The 15,593-nt window shown below is 63.5% G+C and carries 12 protein-coding genes; 6 read left to right on the forward strand and 6 right to left on the reverse strand.

Features of this window, described 5'->3' with window-relative positions:
* The first annotated feature begins 79 nt into the window (after window positions 1-79).
* From J4P02_RS25835 to J4P02_RS25845, 3 genes are all read left to right on the forward strand, one after another.
* Window positions 80-1,777: a molecular chaperone HscC gene (locus tag J4P02_RS25835; protein WP_426195648.1), complete on the forward strand. Its 1,698-nt coding sequence runs from the start codon at window positions 80-82 to the stop codon at window positions 1,775-1,777.
* Between the two features lie 12 nt (window positions 1,778-1,789).
* Window positions 1,790-3,391, forward strand: a complete 1,602-nt coding sequence (locus tag J4P02_RS25840) for a J domain-containing protein (RefSeq protein WP_426195650.1) — start codon at window positions 1,790-1,792, stop codon at window positions 3,389-3,391.
* Between the two features lie 79 nt (window positions 3,392-3,470).
* Window positions 3,471-4,643 (forward strand): hypothetical protein, encoded by a 1,173-nt coding sequence (locus J4P02_RS25845; RefSeq protein ID WP_426195652.1) that lies wholly within the window; start codon window positions 3,471-3,473, stop codon window positions 4,641-4,643.
* A 47-nt stretch (window positions 4,644-4,690) separates the two neighbouring features.
* Here J4P02_RS25845 and can read toward each other — a convergent pair whose 3' ends face one another.
* The 3 genes from can to J4P02_RS25860 form a co-directional block, all read right to left on the reverse strand.
* Entirely contained in the window at window positions 4,691-5,335 is a 645-nt protein-coding gene (can, locus tag J4P02_RS25850; protein WP_426195654.1) for a carbonate dehydratase, read from the reverse strand.
* Between the two features lie 120 nt (window positions 5,336-5,455).
* A complete protein-coding gene (gene rimI, locus J4P02_RS25855) occupies window positions 5,456-5,908 on the reverse strand; it encodes a ribosomal protein S18-alanine N-acetyltransferase (RefSeq protein ID WP_426195656.1) in 453 nt (150 codons plus the stop codon).
* Between the two features lie 8 nt (window positions 5,909-5,916).
* A complete protein-coding gene (locus tag J4P02_RS25860; RefSeq protein ID WP_426195658.1) occupies window positions 5,917-6,705 on the reverse strand; it encodes an energy transducer TonB in 789 nt (262 codons plus the stop codon).
* A 179-nt stretch (window positions 6,706-6,884) separates the two neighbouring features.
* On the opposite strand from J4P02_RS25860, the gene mksB reads away from it, so the two are divergent.
* Genes mksB through mksF form a run of 3 tightly spaced genes read left to right on the forward strand, consistent with a single transcriptional unit; the run spans window position 6,885 to window position 11,705 of the window.
* Window positions 6,885-8,162, forward strand: a complete 1,278-nt coding sequence (gene mksB, locus J4P02_RS25865; protein WP_426195660.1) for an Mks condensin complex protein MksB — start codon at window positions 6,885-6,887, stop codon at window positions 8,160-8,162.
* A complete protein-coding gene (gene mksE, locus J4P02_RS25870; RefSeq protein WP_426195662.1) occupies window positions 8,152-8,859 on the forward strand; it encodes an Mks condensin complex protein MksE in 708 nt (235 codons plus the stop codon). Before mksB ends, mksE begins: the two co-directional genes overlap by 11 nt.
* Window positions 8,856-11,705, forward strand: coding sequence for an Mks condensin complex protein MksF (mksF, locus tag J4P02_RS25875; protein ID WP_426195664.1), 2,850 nt, complete (start codon window positions 8,856-8,858; stop codon window positions 11,703-11,705). The genes mksE and mksF overlap by 4 nt, the downstream gene beginning before the upstream one ends.
* Window positions 11,706-11,784: 79 nt before the next feature.
* Here the strand turns inward: mksF and J4P02_RS25880 are convergent, their stop codons facing one another.
* The 3 genes from J4P02_RS25880 to J4P02_RS25890 are packed head-to-tail and all read right to left on the reverse strand — an operon-like array spanning window position 11,785 to window position 15,353.
* Window positions 11,785-14,091 (reverse strand): MlaD family protein, encoded by a 2,307-nt coding sequence (locus tag J4P02_RS25880; protein ID WP_426195666.1) that lies wholly within the window; start codon window positions 14,089-14,091, stop codon window positions 11,785-11,787.
* Window positions 14,084-14,707: a paraquat-inducible protein A gene (locus J4P02_RS25885; RefSeq protein ID WP_426195668.1), complete on the reverse strand. Its 624-nt coding sequence runs from the start codon at window positions 14,705-14,707 to the stop codon at window positions 14,084-14,086. Before J4P02_RS25885 ends, J4P02_RS25880 begins: the two co-directional genes overlap by 8 nt.
* The gene (locus J4P02_RS25890) at window positions 14,694-15,353 is read right to left on the reverse strand and encodes a paraquat-inducible protein A (protein ID WP_426195671.1); all 660 of its coding nucleotides are present in this window, start codon (window positions 15,351-15,353) and stop codon (window positions 14,694-14,696) included. The genes J4P02_RS25885 and J4P02_RS25890 overlap by 14 nt, the downstream gene beginning before the upstream one ends.
* Between the last annotated feature and the right edge of the window lie 240 nt (window positions 15,354-15,593).

A 15,593-nucleotide genomic window follows, 5' to 3' on the forward strand; every position in this document is an offset into this window, starting at 1 on the left:
CCATCCACCCGGCGGGTAATATCCTGCGCGCCACTTATTTGTTTCAGCTGTTTTCCGACCGCCAAGGGAGTTCGTCGTGATGATCGTAGGCATTGACCTGGGGACCACCAACAGCCTGGTGGCGGTCTGGCGCGACACCACCAGCGAGCTGGTGCCCAACGCCCTGGGGCAGTTGCTCACCCCCAGCGTGGTCGGCCTCGACGACCAGGGCCGGGTGCTGGTGGGCCAGGCAGCCAAGGAGCGCCTGCACACCCACCCGCAACTGACCACCGCGCTGTTCAAGCGCTACATGGGCAGTGCCACCGAAGTGCGCCTGGGCAACCGTTCGTTCCGCCCGGAAGAGCTGTCGGCCCTGGTGCTCAAGAGCCTCAAGGAGGACGTCGAGCGCACCTACGGCGAACCGGTGGAGGAAGCGGTGATCAGCGTGCCCGCCTACTTCAGTGACGCCCAGCGCAAGGCCACGCGGATCGCTGGCGAGCTGGCCGGGCTCAAGGTCGAGAAACTGATCAACGAACCCACCGCCGCGGCCCTGGCCTATGGCTTGCACCAGCGCGACAAGGAGACCTCGTTCCTGGTCTTCGACCTGGGCGGCGGCACCTTCGACGTGTCGATCCTCGAGCTGTTCGACGGGGTCATGGAGGTGCGCGCCAGCGCCGGCGACAACTTCCTCGGCGGCGAGGATTTCGACAGCCTGCTGCTGGAGCACTTCATCGAACAGCAGGGCCAGGCCGCGGACTTTCCCGAGCGCCAGAGCGTGCTCCAGGCGCTGCGCCGGGAAGCCGAACGGGTGCGCCGCGCCCTGGGCCAGGACAGCAGCGCCGAATTCTGCCTGCGGGTGGACGGCCGACAATGGTCCCAGACCATCACCCAGGCGCAGTTGGCAACCCTGTACACGCCCTTGCTGGAGCGCCTGCGGGCGCCCATCGAGCGGGCCCTGCGCGATGCGCGGATTCGCGTCAGCGACCTGGATGAAATTCTCCTGGTGGGCGGCGCTACGCGCATGCCCCTGGTGCGCAAGCTGGCGGCCGGGCTGTTCGGGCGCTTTCCCTCCATCAGCCTCGACCCCGACCAGGTGGTGGCCCAAGGCGCGGCGGTGCAGGCGGCGCTCAAGGCGCGTTCGGCGGCCCTGGAAGAAGTGGTGCTGACCGATGTCTGCTCCTACACCCTGGGCATCGAGACCTCCCAGCAGTATGGCAATCAGATCGAAGGCGGGCATTACCTGCCGATCATCGAGCGCAACAGCGTGGTGCCGGTGAGCCGGGTCAAGAGCGTGCATACCCTGCACGACAACCAGGAGCAGGTGCTGCTGAAGATCTTCCAGGGCGAGGCGCGCCTGGTGCGCGACAACGTCGCCCTGGGCCAGCTGGAGATCAAGGTACCCAAGCGCCCGGCCGGGGAAGTGACCCTGGATGTGCGTTTCACCTACGACATCAACGGCCTGCTGGAAGCCCAGGTGAGCATTCCACTGACCGGCGAAAGCCATAGCCTGGTGATCGAGAACAACCCCGGGGTGCTGACTGCGGAGGAAATCCGCGAGCGCCTCAAGGCCCTTGAGCAATTGAAGGTTCACCCCCGCGACCAGCAGGTCAACACCCTGCTCAGTGCGCGCCTGGAGCGCTTGTATCAGGAGAGCCTGGGTGACTTGCGCGAGCGTATCGGCTACCTGGCCGGGCAGTTCCAGCAGGTGCTGGAAACCCAGGACGAACGCAAGATCCGCGAAGTGCGCAACCAGCTCAACGAGCAACTGCAACACCTGGAACACGGCCACTGGCACTGAAGGAGCCGCCACATGGATTGCTGGACGCTGTTGCAGCTGCCGGACGATGCCGACGAGCGCAGTATCAAGCGCAGCTATGCCCGGCAACTCAAGAGCACCCGACCCGAGGATGACCGCGAGGCGTTTCAACGCCTGCGCCAGGCCTATGAAAGCGCCCTGCTGCTGGCCCGTGAGCGCCAGCCCGGGCCACTGCAGGCGGCCCATGCCGAACCGGCGCCACTGCCAGCGGAGGCGGAAAACCTGCGCCAGTGGTCACAGTTGCTGGATATGCGCGTGCAACAGAGCCCCCCACAGCCCGCCGAAGCCCCCGAGCAGCGGCTGCTGCTGGGCCTGACACCAGGCAATCTGCCGCAGCGCTGGCAACAGGCGGTGCAACAGGATTGCCGCCAAGGCTTCGAAGCCGGCCTGCTGCGGCACTGCCTGACGCGCCCGGAACAGCGCACGGCCCTCGCCCTGTGGGCGGTGCAACACCTGGAATGGCTGATGCCCTGGCAGCAGGTGGACATGACTCCCGCGCAGCAGCAGACAGTGCGTGACGACCTGCTGCGGCACTATCTGGATACCCTGGAGGCGCTTCTGCAAGCCGCAGACGAAACAGCCTTTATCGAATCGTTGCGCAGCTATGCCGAACAGCCGTGGATGCAGGTGTTCGACCATCGCCAGCAGTATCAGGGGGCCGTGCTGCAGTTGCTCAATCGTTGCCAGTGGAGCCTGGCGCTGCTGGATCAGGTCTGCCATGTGTTGCAGTGGGATGACAAGAGCGGCGCCCACCCGGGCCCTGCCGAGGCCTGGGAAGCGCTGATGGAGGGCCGTCAGCAGGAAAATTTCTACCAACTGCAACAACTGCGCAGCAGTGACGAACGCGTCTGGGAGCCCAGCATTCTGGCCGCTCACTTGTTGTTCAAGCCGATGACCGCCAAGCAGCAGAAGAACCTTTTGCAAGACACCAATGCCCAGCACTGGCAGGCCTGCCAGCATCTGGCCCAGGTGCTGAGCTGGCGTTATCCACAGCTGATAGAGCGCCTGCCGCAGAAGGACCTGTATTTCTGGCTGCGCTTTCTCCGGCGCCCGACCTTCGAGCAGTCCTGGGCCAGGCTCGGTGCCGGTCTCTGGCTGGCGATTGCGTTGTACCTGCTGTTGCAGAATCACTACTCGCCGGGTTTCAGCCTCACTCTGGCAGCGGTGCTGAGCGGGATTGCGCTGTGGTGCTCGATCTTGTTGATGAGCCAGTGGATCCCCCTGGCGACCCGCTTCGTTCACCAGGACCTGTGGCTGAGCGAACGCCTGATTCCCAAGGGCCTTGATCCGAACAGCAAGTACCTGGTGCTGCGCCACGGTTTGCCGCAGCTGGTGATTCTGGCGCTGTTCGGCGCCCTGCACGGCGGCCTGGGCATGCTGACCTACCTGGGCACGCTGTTGCTCAACCTGCTGCAGCGCAAAAGGCTGGGTCATATCGACCCGCAACTGAGCGCCAATCACCCCTGGCTGACCGCGCTGCACTGGGCCCACTGGAGCCCGTTGCAGGTGGTTTTCCTGCCCCTGATGCTGGCGGCCAACGTGTTCTGCCAGCTGTACTATCCTGGCTTCCCACTGACCACGCTGAAACCGTTCTGAAAGGCCGGCGGACACTTCGATGGCGCCTGCCGATCCATAGTCTTTGCCCTTCGGGGTTCACGCTGAAAAGGATCTGAGCATGTTCAAACTCGCAGGACTGACCCTGGCGCTGGCCGCCGCCTCGCTCTCCACTACTCTGATGGCCGATGTCGAGGTGGACCTGGGCAGCCCCCAGCGCGTCACCCAGCTGTTCGCCTACCCCAACAACTGCAACGTGATCTGCTATCGCGACTGGAGCCTGGAGCAGACGGTGCAGCACTACCTGGCCCAGAGCGTGCAGCGTGACGGCTACAGCACGGCAAAAGTCAGCGTGAAGACCGCCGGCGACAAGGTGTTGGCTTCCATCAGCGGCGTGCCGGATGACTACGGCAAGCCCCTGAGCGCCCTGCTGGATGCCGGCGACCTGGCCTACAAGGGCGCCACTCAGTTGAACAAGGACGGACACTGGGATTTCAGCTGGTACCTGTTCCTACCCCTGGGCATGGCCCTGGAAAACCGCAAGAGCGTGGAGCTGCTGCACTTCCCGCCGGACTATTCACTGACCCATTACCAGGACTACCTGGAGTCGGCCACCACCGATCGCTGGGCCTCGCTGCTGACCGTCAACGGCATTGCCGCCGAGCAGACCCCGGCCTACCAGACCATCATCGACATCGCGCCGATCGCCGCGCCGTCCAACGCCGGCAAGGACCTGGAAGGGGTCTACAGCTACTTCAACAGCTACCAGACCACCATGGTCAAGCAGGTCAGCCAGAACGCCAGCGGCGCGGCCCTGCCGATGGTGGCCTTCGGCGCACCGGTGCGCAATTGGCTCAAGCAGCAGTATGGGGTGACCGTGAATGTGCTGGGCCTGGCGCAGATCAGCCCGAGCGAAGGGGTAAAGGTGCCGGTGCTGGGTTCCAACCACCCGAGCTATATCTGGTATGCGGCCGATCCGGCCAACTATGACAATGACCAGGCCAAGGCCGATGCCGCGGGCCTCAAGGTGATGGGGCAAGACTTGAGTGCGGCCTGCTGGCAGGCCGGCATGGGCAGCAAGCCGGGAAGCGATGCCCAGGCTCTGCTCAACAGCTGCACCCAGACCTGGCAGGTGACGCAGAAAGTGCAGACCTGCGAGCTGTTCTACACCTCGGTGCGCAAGCTCACCGAGCAACAGGCGGCGGCCAAATGCACCAGCGCGCCGGTCAAGACCCAGCTCAACCAGCTGCAGCACCCGGCACCGGCGCCAAGCACCGAAGTGCCGCACCTCTAAGGCCCGCCACTAGCCGCTGCGCCTTCCACGCAGCGGCTAGCCAGCACTCAGACGGCGCCGAGAGGACGCAGGCGGTACTGCGGCGGCAGCTGCTCGAAGCCGCTGATAGTGGCGTTCAAGCTCTTCCAGCGACCGTCCTTGATGCCGTAGATGCAGCCATGGACCGACAGGCTCTGCCCGCGATGCCAGGCGTTCTGCACGATGCTGGTGTGGCCGACGTTGGCCACTTGCTGGATCACGTTGAGCTCGCACAGCCGGTCGACCCGCTCTTCTTCCGTGGCCAGTTGCCCAAGCGCCTCGCGGTGCTCGTAGTAAAGGTCGCGGATCGAGCGCAGCCAGCCATCGATCAGGCCAAACTGGCGATCCTGCATCGAGGCACGCACACCACCGCAGCCGTAGTGGCCGGTGACCAGGATGTGCTTGACCTTGAGTACATCCACTGCGTACTGGATCACCGACAGGCAATTGAGGTCGGTGTGCAGCACCACATTGGCCACGTTACGGTGCACGAACAGATCGCCTGGCAGCATGCCGACGATCTCGTTGGCCGGTACCCGGGCGTCCGAACAGCCGATCCACAGGTATTCCGGCGTCTGCTGGCGGGCCAGCTTGGAGAAGAAGTCCGGGTCCTCCTGCTTGATCGCCTCGGCCCAACGCTCGTTGTTGTCAATCAGATCTTGTAGTTCGTTCATGCTGTGCAGCCTCAAGAATGATGCGCAGGTTTGACAGACGAGCGCCTGCCGAGGTCACGTGGATCGCTGACGAATTCGAGCCAGCCACGAGCATTCGACGGACGAGGATCCGAGCAGGAATCAGTCGACCAGGGTGCAGGCCATGACCAGGGCGTCTTCACGGCCGCCCACTGCCGGATAATAGTCGCGACGGCGCCCGACTTCATTGAAACCATAGCGTTCATAGAGCCGATAGGCGGTCTGGTTGCTGGAGCGCACTTCCAGGAAGCATTCCCGCGCATCCTTCTGGTAGGCGCGCTTCATCAGCTCTTCCAGCAGGCGCAGGCCCAGGCCACGGCCCTGGCTTTCCGGCTTGACGGTGATGTTGAGCAAGTGCGCCTCGTCGATGATCACCTGGATCACACCGTGGCCCACTTGCTGGCTGCCTTCGAACATCAGCCACACTTCATAGGATTTGAAGGCGTCCATAAAGATGCCCCGGGTCCAGGGATGGCTGAACGCCGCGTATTCGATCTTCAGGATGGCATCCAGGTCCGCCTCGGTGGCCAGGCGGAAGTTCAACGCGTCACTCATCGGTAGCTTTACTCATCAGTACTCTTCCAGCGCGGCATCAGCCGCCGCATGGCTTGCCAGACATCCGCCTTACGCTGCGGCTGTTCCATTAACAGTTCCAGCCCGGGCAGGGCCCAGGCCGAGCCCAGGCCTTCGACCTGGAGTTCGCGGGTGTAGGATTCGGCGTCGGCCTCGCCAGCGAAACGCACTGCCGGCAGGCCGATCAGCCACAGGCACACGCAAGGCTCTTCCTCGATGCGCATGCCGACAAAGGCCTGGACGAAGTCCCGTGCGGCCTCGGGGCCCTGGTCCAGGTTGCCCCGGGCCAGCCTGGGCCAGCGCACCGGTTCGGCGAGGATTTGCGGGCTGTCCGGCAGGCCGGCGGCACGCAGCATGTCCTTGAGCAACAGGTAGGCCGGATCGCGGCTCTGGAAGGCATCCCCTGTGGGTAACTCCACCAGCAGCAGGCAGCGACCGGCCCGCAGCAACTGCAGGGCAAAGCGCGGCGGTGGCACCACGGGGGCCTTGACCACCGGTGCCGGGGCTTCTTCGGCCTCGGCCACAGGCTTGGTGGCAGTGCGCGCGTTGGCGGTGGCGGGACGCGGTACTTCGATTTTCGGCCGCTCGCTGGGCTTGGCCACTGGCGCGACGGCGGCCTTGGCCTCGACCAGGGGCGCAGGCGGCGCCTGCACTTGCGGCTCCGGCAGGGCCAGCAACTCGGGGCGCGAGGGCGCGGCAAAGGGCAATTCGCTGCGCGGCAGCCAACTGACCACCTGCATGGCGGACAGATAAGCGCGACGACGGGACTCGATAAGCAAAGGTCGGCCACTTGTGGATAACTGAGGAGGGGGATTCTACCGCCCTTCGGCGAAGATCGCCCGCAGTTGATCGCGGGTAAAAGCGGCTGTCCGTCTCATAGCTGGGCCTTGGAGTGAATAGTCGGCCCGCCGATGCAGTACAATCGCCGCTTTTCATTGCCAACCAGCCGGCCATTCCGATGATCGAACCCAAGCGCGTGTTGCGCGCCCTCGCCGAACACTGGGCACTTCTGGAGCCGCTGTGCGAACACTTCGACCAGGGCACCCTGAGCCTTGCCGAACTGCGTTTACAGCTGGCCGCCCAACAACTGGACAGCACGCCCCAGGACATCACCCACCTGCTGGACGTATGGATACGCCTGGACATCCTGGTCCCGGTGGCGAAAAGCCCGAACCGTTTCGAGCTCAATGCGCAGATCCACGACTTCCTCGCCTACCTGCGCCGTGAGCACCGCCTGGGCCTGTGCCTGGAGATCGAAGCCTACCTGCGCCATCTGGAGCGCCTGGCCGGTTATATCCAGGATGCCTTCGAAATACGCGACGGCAACGACCTGGCACGCCAGCTGCGATTGCTGGACATGCGCGTGCGCGACGTATTGAAGAAACTCGCCAACGACGAACAGGCCCTGGTGTCCGTGGCCGAGCGGGCCAAGACCAGCGACCGGCAGATCCCCCTGCGCCAACGCTACGCCGAAGTGCTGGCGACCTGGGACGAGTACGTCGAGCCGATGATCCAGCTGGTGAATGCCGACGGCGCCTTCGAACAAGGCGTGCGCAAGGTGGAAAACGTGCTGCTGCGCCTGCTTACCGAACAGCAGCGCCTGGGCCACCTGGTGGACGACGACATGCTGCTGCGTACCCATGCGCGGATTCTGGAAATGCAGACCAGCGCCCAGTTGACCCTGCGCCATGCCCGGGAATTGCTGCTGCCGCTGCGTGAAGAGGCCCGCCGGCATAACGCCGTGACCCGCGGCGCGGCCCTGGCCCTGGCCGCTATCCGGCGCAAGGGCATCGACGCCGTGCCGCAAGCCGCCATGCCGCTGTTCACTCGCCCGCAGAGCACCTTCCTCGGCAGCTCCGGCCAGGTGGAGGCCTATGTCTACGCCCTGGCCCGTTTCGAACCCAAGCCGACGCGCTTCCCCAAGGCCCACAAGACCTACAAGGGCGTGGCCCCCAAGGCGCCGCGCACGGTCCGGGAAATGCTCGAGCGTTGCGAAAACGCCCTGCCGATGCCGGACCTGATGAGCTGGCTGCTGGACCAGGAACCGGACGGCGCCACCGACGAGCTGCTGTACTGGTTCTCGCGCCTGTCGCGAGAAAAACGCTTCAAGCGCGAGCGCCTCGAACGCCGCGAATACCACACCCAGGAGCACCAGGTCAGCCTGCGCTCCTTCGCCCTGCTCTCGGCCCGCGATGACGCCGCCGAGCATTCTGCGAGCAACGCCAATGCATCTTGATCTTTCCGAACTGTCCCAGCTGGCGCCGATCTTCCGCGAGCTGTTCAAGGGTTACCACGTCAGCCGCCGCGACCCGGAGCTATACGCCCAGCTGTCGAACTTCCAGGACCAATACCGCACCCTGTTCAAGGCCCTGGGCTTCGAACTGGTGTGCGATACCCGCGGTTTCTACTACTTCGTGCCGGACAACGCCGCCGCCCAGGTGAACAAGACCGCCCAGCGCCTGGCGCTGTTCACCTTCATCCTGGTGGAGCACCTGGCCGACCAGGGCCGTGACCCGATGGCCGTGCTCGATGGCGGCAGCCTGGGCCGCGACGAGCTGCCTTCCCTGCTGGAGAAATACCGCGACCTGTTTATCCAGGCCGAGGTGCAAACCCAGGAAGAGCTTGAAGAAAAGATCATGCGGCGCATGAGCCAGTTGGGCTTTGCCGTCGAGGAGCCGGGCATCTACCGCTTCCTGCCGCCGATGCACCGCTTCCTCGATGTGTGCCTGTCGGTGCAGCAAGACCGCGACCTGGCCGCCAGCCTGCACAGCGTGCTGCCGTTGCCGACCCCGGTGCTGGTGGACCACGACAGCGACGAAAAACTGCTGCAAACCGATGACCCGCTGGACCTGAGCGAATTCGACGAGTCCGAAGAAAGTGAAGAAGACGCGCTGGCCCGGGCCATCGCCGAAGAACAGGAGCTCGACGCATGAGCAAGGAACGCTACGGCATCCGCCGCTTTGCCCTACTGAACACCGCCGGCTACAGCCTGGGCCTGTTTCCCCTGGAAGAACCGCTGTCGGTGTATGGCGCCAACAACCTGGGTAAATCGGCGTCGATCAACGCATTGCAGTTCCCGATCCTGGCGCGCATGTCGGACATGAGTTTCGGCAAGTACAGCCTGGAACAATCCCGGCGCTTCTACTTCGCCTCCGACACCAGCTACATCCTGGTGGAGGTCTCGCTGCCCCATGGCCCTCATGTGATCGGTGTATCGGGCCGCGGCCCGGGTGGCGGTTTCGGCCACCAGTTCTTCGCCTACGCCGGCCAGCTGGACCTGGCGCATTACCAGAAGGATGACACCTGCCTGCGGCAGAAAGAGCTGTTCACCAACCTGGAGCGCCAGGGCCTGAAAGCCTACGAGCTCAAGCCCGACGAACTGCGCCGCTTGCTGGTGGGCGGTCATACCTCGATTCCCCTGGACCTGACCCTGATTCCGCTGCGTTCCACCAGCGAGCAGAGCCTGAAGACCTTCCGCGCGCTGTTCATCAACCTGCTGCACATGCGCGAGATCACCGCGGCCAAGCTCAAGCAGCTGTTCCTCGATGCCTTCGAGCACAGCCTGCGCTCGGGCAGCGTCGACTACATTGCCGCCTGCGACGAAGCCTTCCGCGACGTGCGCCGCATGGAGCAGGACTACAACTCCCTGGTGGCCGCCGGCCCCCTGGTGGAAGCCCTGGCCAACGGCGTGAAGCAGCGGGATATTTTGCGCGGCAAGCTGCATCGCCTGTCGCCCCTGCTGGATTCTCTGCTGGGCACCTGGTCGGACTACGCCGGCGCGCGCAAGGAAGAGCTGACCATCCAGGCCGAGCACTACCGCAACGAGCAGGACGCGCTGCAGAACGACCAGCGCAGCAGCACCCAGGAAATGATGCGCCTGGAGCGCGAGATCACCGGCACCCAGCGCTGGCTCGGCGAATTGTCGGTGCTCAAGCACCGCTTCGCCCTGGTGGATGACGTCAAGGTGCTGGAGCAGCAGTTGCTGGCGGCCAAGGATGCCCACGACGAACTGGCCGGCGCCCTGGCCCAGTCGCGGCAGTTTTCCGCCGAAGATCTGGAAGAGCGCCTGCGGGAGCTGGAAAAACGCCTGAAGTCGGTCAAGCAGCAGCTCGACCACGCCGACAACAACAGCTACGCCCGCCTGCGCGAGGAGTTCTCCCAGCAGGATGTGGAGCGCCTGATGCGCCTGTTCAACAGCGCGCTGTTCAGCCTGCCCCTGGGCGAACACGGCATCTCGCTGGACGAGGATGGCCAGTGGGTGAAGTCGGTGGAGTTAATTCTCGACGGCTTCAAGGGCGAGCGTTTCGAAGTGCCGGGGCTGTCCATCGACATCTCCCATATCGAACCGCCGGCGTTGCAGGCCCTGGCCGACCGCGCCGCCTTGCGAGACCAGAAGGAGCGCCTGGAAAAGGAGCTCAAGCAGCTCAAGACCCAGGCCGCGGTGGCCGCCGACCGCGCCGCGAGCAAGACCCAGACCGAAGCCCTGTACCAGCAGGTGCTGGATGCACAGAAAGCCCTGGAAGATTTCCGTCGCGCCCAGACCCTGAGCGCCGAGGAAGGCGAGAAGCTGGAGCAGCTGGCGCAGATGGAAGCCGCCCAGGACGAACTCAAGCGTTCCAGCGATGCCTTTACCGAACGCGTCCAGCAGTTGTCCGCCAAGCTGCAACTGGTGGGCCGGCAGATCGCCGATATGGAAGCCAAGCAGCGCACCCTGGACGACGCCCTGCGCCGCCGCCAGCTGCTGCCGGCGGACCTGCCGTTCGGCACGCCGTTCATGGAGCCGGTAGACGATTCCATGGACAACCTGCTGCCATTGCTCAACGACTACCAGGACAGCTGGCAGGGCCTGCAGCGGGTCGATGGGCAGATCGAGGCGCTGTATGCCCAGGTGCGCCTCAAGGGCGTGGCCAAGTTCGACAGCGAGGATGACGTGGAACGTCGTCTGCAACTGTTGATCAACGCCTATGCCCACCGCACCGACGAAGCCCTGACCCTGGGCAAGGCGCGCCGCGCGGCGGTGACTGATATCGCCCGGACCCTGCGCAATATCCGTAGCGACTACGACAGCCTGGAACACCAGCTGGCGCTGTTCAACCGCGAGATCAACAAGCGCCAGGTGTCCAACCTGCAGAGCTTCCGTATTGTCCTGGCGCCGAACAAGGAAGCCCTCAAGCACATCGACCAGATTATCCACAGCGCCGGCCAATATGAGGAAGGCGAGACCCTGTCGGTGTTCGACCTGAGCCAGAGCGCCGAGCAGGACAACAAGAACGAAGAGGCCAAGGAGTACCTGGCGCGGCTGGTGGCGGCCAACCACAACCAGCTGGGCCTGAAGGACCTGTTCGAGCTGGCGTTCGAGATCACCAAGGTCAATGGCCAGCCGGTGATCCACACCGATATCGATGGCGCAGCGTCCAACGGCACCACCATGACCATCAAGGCGCTGACCAACATGTACCTGTTGCTGCACTTGATGGATCGCGATCTGGCCGGACGCATTCGCCTGCCCTACTACCTGGACGAGGCAGCGGACATTGACGAACGCAACCAGGCGGCGCTGCTGGAAACCAGCCTGCAACTGGGCTTCGTGCCGATCCTGGCCAGTGTGAAGCCTCAGGTTTCGGCCCAGGTGGCCATCGACCTGGAAGGCGGCAGCGGGCCGAACGGCATCTATATCGATGAGGCGGACTGGAAGTACATCCGTCGCCATGATCAGGTGCGGGCGGTGCTGAACCCGGAGCCGGAAGCCGAGGCTGAAGCGGAGCTGGACGAAGTCTGATCCCGTCATGCAGTAACGAAAAAGGCCGCGCTCCTTCGAGCGCGGCCTTTTTTATTGGCGCGGGTTTAGCTGGGGGCGGTTATTTGCCCAGGGGGATCTTTGGCGCCCAGATCAGCCATTCATCCTCGAACTTGTCGAACAGCGGGAAGGTCTGCTGGGGCCGGGCCGGGTTGCCCATGCGCTCGCCATCCGGGGTGGCGAAGGCGATTCCGCCCTGGATCAGGGTCTCCAGGGATTCGGTGCGCACCGTGGCGCCCTTGAACAGGCCGAAGTCGACACCGAAGCCGCTGCTGTTCCAGAAGCGTGTGCCACCACGCACCAAGGGCGCGTACTTGGGTTCGATCAGGATATGGATCAGTACCCGGTCGGCAGTCTGGCCCAGTTCATAACCGGTGACCTTGCCCACCGTGACCTCACGGTAAGTCACCGGCACGCCGATTTTCAGCGAACCACGGCGGGCCGCGCTCAGTACCAGGCTCAGGCCGGGCTCCTCGACGCTGGCTTCCGGCGCCTGGGGCAAGGCCACGAAACTGGTCTGCACGCCCTGGTTCTTGGTGGCGGGCTGGACTTCGATGTACTGGCCGGTGACCAGGGTCTCCAGGTTGGAGGTCTTCATCAGCCCCAGCTCCGGCTTGACCACCCAGAACTGGCTGCCGACCCGGGCAATGCGCTCCGGCACTTCGGTAATTCGCGCCTTGAGCATCACCGATTGCAGGTCGGAGCTCAGGCTCACCTCTTCCAGCTTGCCCACATCCAGGCCCTTGAAGCGCACCGGAGTGCCGGCCCGCAGGCCATCGGCGCGGTCGACCTTGATGTTCAGCAGGATGCCGCGCTGCGCAGCTTCTTCCTGGTTGGCGAACAGGCGGAAACGTGGAATGCGCTTTTTCAGCGGCACGTTGGGCAGCGGTGTGTCGAAGGCGATACCGCCGGCCATCAGGCTTTGCAGGGATTCGCTCTTGATCTGGATGCCGCCGGTCAGGCCACCGGTGAGGGTGATGCCGCTGACATTCCAGAAGCGCGTTGAACCGTTGACCAGCCCTTCGTACTCCTTGTCGATATGCACCCCGATCACCAGCTGCTTGCGGGTGCGGGAGAACTGATAGCTCTGTACCGAACCGACCTTGACCTGCTTGTAGAGAATCGGGCTACCGACATCCAGGGAACCGAGGTTGTCGGTGAACAGCACCATGTGCAGGCCGGGCGCGCGCAGATCCAGGGGCGGAGCCTTGGCCCGCGCCTCGAACTCACGCTGTGGCGCCGCGCCTTTGTCGCCGGGTCGAACGGCAATGTAGTTGCCTTTGACCAGTGCTTCGAGCCCGGTGATACCGGCCAGGGAAATCGACGGTTTGACGGTCCAGAACTGGGTGCCCTGGACCAGGTAGTCTTCAGCCAGCGGATCGAGGGTCAGCTCGGCGGTAGCGCTGGTCAGGTCAGCGTCGACCTTCAGGGCTTTCAGGCTGCCCACCTGGATACCCTTGTACATCACCGGGGTGCGCCCGGCCTGCAGGCCTTCGAAATCAGTCAGCTTGACCTTGACCCGGATTCCGGCCTGGGCTGCGTCGAAATCCTCGTAGAGACGGAACGGCAGGCTCGGGTCGGTTGGCGGGCTGTCCCTGCGATTCTCCGGGGTGGCGAAGGCGATACCGCCGGCAACGATGCTCGACAGGGATTCGCTGCGGACTTTCACGCCGCTGAGGTTGGCGTCGATGCTGATGCCGCTGGCATTCCAGAAACGCGTGTGCTTGCGCACCAGGCTGGCGTAGGTCGGCTCGATATAAACCTTGAGCTCCACGGTGTTCTGGTCCTCGGACAGCAGATAGCTCTTGATCTGGCCGACCTGGATCTGCTTGTAGAACACCGGGCTGCCGCGAGTCAGCGATCCCAGGCGGTCGGCCTTGATGGTCAGGTGCAGGCCGGGCTTGGCGTCCGACAGCGGAGGCTCTTCGACCAATGCGGTGAACTTGCGGGTGGGCTCGCCGTCTTCTCCGGGGCTGACGGCGATGTAGTTCCCTGAAACCAGGGTTTCCAGGCCGGTGATCCCAGCGAGGCTGACACTGGGCTTGACCAGCCAGAAACGGGTGCTGGTCTTCAGGTACTGCTCGACGTCCTTGTTCATCTCGACGGTGGCGATCACGCCCTTGGTATCGCCTTTGTCGTCCAGGGCCAGGGCCTTGACCTTGCCCACGGACATACCCTTGTAGAACACCTCGGTCTTGTTGGCCTGAACCCCTTCGCCGCTTTCAAAGCGCAACTGGATCTCGATTCCGGTTTCACTGTAGGCGCGCCAGCCCAGCCAGCCACCGATGATCAGGGCGATAAGGGGCAGAACCCAGATGGCCGACCAGTTGGAGGCCGGTCGGGTTTTGGCAGTAGGCAAATCACTCATGGTCGTCGTCCGACTCCGTGTTGTCCCAGATCAGTCGGGGATCGAAGGTTATTGCGGCGAGCATGGTCAGGATCACCACACTGGCAAAGGCGACCGCACCGAGATTGGCCTCGATGCTGGCCAGCCGGCCAAAGTTGACCACCGCCACCAGGATGGCGATGACGAAGATATCCAGCATCGACCAGCGGCCGATGAACTCGATGAAGCGGTACATGACGATGCGCTGGCGAGCCGACAGCGGCTGGTGGCGCTGCACCGAAAACAACAGCAGGCCAATGCCCACCAACTTGAAGGTGGGCACCAGGATGCTGGCAACAAAGACCACAGTGGCGATGGGAATCATGCCGTGCTGCACCAGTTGCACGACCCCGGACATGATGGTGCTGGGGCTGCCTTGGCCCAGGGCGCTGACGGTCATGATCGGCAGTACGTTGGCCGGAATATAGAGAATCGCCGCCGTAATCAGCAGCGCCCAGGTACGCAGGATGCTGTTGGGCCGACGGCTGTGGACCACGGCTCCGCAACGGGTGCAGGTTTGCCCCTCGCCGCTGGCTTGCTGCCGGTTCAATTCATGGCATTCGGTACAAATCAGAATGCCTGCATCAATCGCCTGCATGGCCGTCCTCTCCAGATAGTGCCTGCCAGATCTGATGCGGCGACATCACCACTTCCAGCCAGACCTGAATCAGTAACAGAGCAATAAAACACACCAGGCCGAGGCCGATGGTTATGGAAGCCATGTCGGCCAGCTTGACGATGGCCACCAACACACCCATCAGGTAGACCTCAAGCATGCCCCAGTCGCGCAGGTGGTGATAAATGCGATAGAGCAGCAGGCCATAGCTGCGGCCCTTGTCCAGACGGATGCTCAGCAGGACCAGCAACTGGCAAATCAATTTGAGCAGGGGAATACCCATGCTGCACAGGAACACCACGACAGCCACACCTTGCATGCCGGTATCGAACAGGCCTTGCACGCCGCTCCAGACCGTATCTTCGGAAGACTGGCCCAATAGATTGAGCTGCATGATGGGCAGAAAGTTCGCCGGTACATAGAGCAACAAGGCAGCGATCACCAATGCCAGGCTGCGCTCGACGACATTCTGGCGATGGGCGTACAGCTCATAGCCGCAGCGTGGGCACTGGGCCTTCTCGCCAAGGGCAAGCTCTGGCTTGCGCATCAGCAGATCGCATTCATGGCAGGCAACCAGGTCGTCCAGCGGTAATTCTGACAACCCGGGGGCGTCAACCGGATCTGGCATAGGAGGCTCTGGAAGTGAAAGAGTAGGCGGTATTCTAGTGTTCCAATTCGAAAATAACTGTGCAAATTTGTTTGTGGATAAGAGCAAAGCCGCAGAGATAACTGCTTTTTTCCATCGCGCAAAGACAAAACCCCAACTGCTTTCGCAATTGGGGTTTCGGAATTTAATCTTGACGATGACCTACTCTCACATGGGGAAACCCCACACTACCATCGGCGATGCATCGTTTCACTACTGAGT

The sequence above is a fragment of the Pseudomonas sp. NFXW11 genome (genome assembly GCF_049887815.1).
Lineage (GTDB): Bacteria > Pseudomonadota > Gammaproteobacteria > Pseudomonadales > Pseudomonadaceae > Aquipseudomonas.

What these genes read in the sequence shown, in the direction of transcription:
- J4P02_RS25835 (WP_426195648.1), top strand. Translation starts at nt 80, where the DNA reads ATGATCGTAGGCATTGACCTGGGGACCACCAACAGCCTGGTGGCGGTC.
- J4P02_RS25840 (WP_426195650.1), top strand. Translation starts at nt 1,790, where the DNA reads ATGGATTGCTGGACGCTGTTGCAGCTGCCGGACGATGCCGACGAGCGC.
- J4P02_RS25845 (WP_426195652.1), top strand. Translation starts at nt 3,471, where the DNA reads ATGTTCAAACTCGCAGGACTGACCCTGGCGCTGGCCGCCGCCTCGCTC.
- can (WP_426195654.1), bottom strand. Translation starts at nt 5,335, where the DNA reads ATGAACGAACTACAAGATCTGATTGACAACAACGAGCGTTGGGCCGAG.
- rimI (WP_426195656.1), bottom strand. Translation starts at nt 5,908, where the DNA reads ATGAGTGACGCGTTGAACTTCCGCCTGGCCACCGAGGCGGACCTGGAT.
- mksB (WP_426195660.1), top strand. Translation starts at nt 6,885, where the DNA reads ATGATCGAACCCAAGCGCGTGTTGCGCGCCCTCGCCGAACACTGGGCA.
- mksE (WP_426195662.1), top strand. Translation starts at nt 8,152, where the DNA reads ATGCATCTTGATCTTTCCGAACTGTCCCAGCTGGCGCCGATCTTCCGC.
- mksF (WP_426195664.1), top strand. Translation starts at nt 8,856, where the DNA reads ATGAGCAAGGAACGCTACGGCATCCGCCGCTTTGCCCTACTGAACACC.
- J4P02_RS25880 (WP_426195666.1), bottom strand. Translation starts at nt 14,091, where the DNA reads ATGAGTGATTTGCCTACTGCCAAAACCCGACCGGCCTCCAACTGGTCG.
- J4P02_RS25885 (WP_426195668.1), bottom strand. Translation starts at nt 14,707, where the DNA reads ATGCAGGCGATTGATGCAGGCATTCTGATTTGTACCGAATGCCATGAA.
- J4P02_RS25890 (WP_426195671.1), bottom strand. Translation starts at nt 15,353, where the DNA reads ATGCCAGATCCGGTTGACGCCCCCGGGTTGTCAGAATTACCGCTGGAC.